The sequence below is a fragment of the Microcoleus sp. B4-C1 genome (assembly GCF_036705285.1).
In the GTDB taxonomy this organism is placed as follows: Bacteria; Cyanobacteriota; Cyanobacteriia; order Cyanobacteriales; family Microcoleaceae; genus Microcoleus.
The window spans coordinates 1-1,517 of record NZ_JAUBUC010000220.1 but is presented as its reverse complement, the minus strand read 5'-3'; the positions used below and the strand labels follow the sequence as shown (position 1 = coordinate 1,517).

Genomic DNA, 1,517 nt, shown 5'->3' with positions numbered 1-1,517 from the left:
CCTTTTAAAACGAGGCAGCACACTGGACGGCAGCTAATCGATGGGGGAAACAATATTCAATTTCCCGCTAAACTGACGGTGGGAGATCCTAATGATAGTAATGTTACGGCAAATGTGACGATCGCCGATCCCTTACTCGGCCCTTTGGAAAATATTAACGGCGCTTTCGTGCTGCCGCTGCTAACAGGAAGTCCGGCAATTGATACCGGTACTGGTGCGGGCGCGCCGGCAGCAGATCAGCGCGGTGTGAGTCGCCCTCAAGATGGTGATAATAACGGAAGTGCGATCGTTGATATTGGCGCTTATGAATTTAACCCTACAGTCACGCCGACTCCAACTCCGACGCCCACTCCAACTGAGACTCCGACTCCGACTCCGACTCCGACTCCGACTCCCACTCCCACGCCCACACCCGAACCCACTCCTACTCCCACACCGGAACCAACTCCCACGCCCACACCGGAACCGGAACCGGAACCGACTCCCACGCCCACACCGGAACCGACTCCCACGCCCACACCGGAACCAACTCCCACGCCCACACCGGAACCGACTCCCACGCCCACACCGGAACCGACTCCCACGCCCACACCGGAACCGGCCGTAGATGATTGCCTACTCGATAGCCTCAACGCCCCGCAACTCGACTCTGCCACCATCACCCCCAACCCCGTCCAACAAACAATCAACGGCGGCGACACTACCGATTTCATCATGGGCGGTGTCATCAACGATTCAATTAACGGACTTATCGGCAACGATACTCTCTACGGCATGGGCGGCAATGACAACATTGACGGCGGTGCAGATAACGACTCAATCTTCGGCAATGAAGGCAGCGATTTCATCTCTGGCAGCGCTGGCAACGATACCATCTACGCTGGCAAAGATAATGACACTGTGGTTGGTGGTGAGGGCGAGGACTTGTTGAGGGGAGATTTAGGCAATGATACAGTTGCCGGCGGCCTTGGCAACGACAGCATTTTCGGCGGTAAAGATGACGATATCTTGCTGGGTGAAGATGGCGACGACTACATTTTAGGCAACTTAGGAAATGACACAATTAATACCGGAAACGACAACGATATTGCCTTTGGCAATGAAGGTGCAGACCTGATTTTTGGCGACATCGGTAACGATACCCTGTACGGCGGCAAAGAAAACGACAGTCTCGATGGCGGTGAGGGCAACGACTTGGTGTTGGGCGGCAATGAAAACGATGTGATCTGTGGCGACATCGGTAACGATAGCCTGTACGGAGGCAAAGGTAATGATATTCTCAGTGGTGGCAGCGGTGCCGATTTCCTTTCCGGGGATGTTGGGGACGATACATTGACGGGAGGTTCGGGAAATGATGTGTTTTTCCTCAATCAAAGTTTGGGTAGCGACATCATTAATGATTTCCGCAAGGGAGAGGATTTAATTGGGTTGAATTCTGAATTGAGTTTTAATCAACTCAGTATTACTTCCAGCAACAATCAAACTTTGATTACTGTGACGGACACCAATCAATTGTT

The 1,517-nt window shown here is 52.7% G+C and carries 1 protein-coding gene; it reads left to right on the top strand.

Annotated elements, in window-relative coordinates:
- Positions 1 to 1,517: calcium-binding protein (locus QUB26_RS31760; RefSeq protein ID WP_333321289.1), on the top strand; the 1,517-nt coding region annotated here is incomplete at both ends.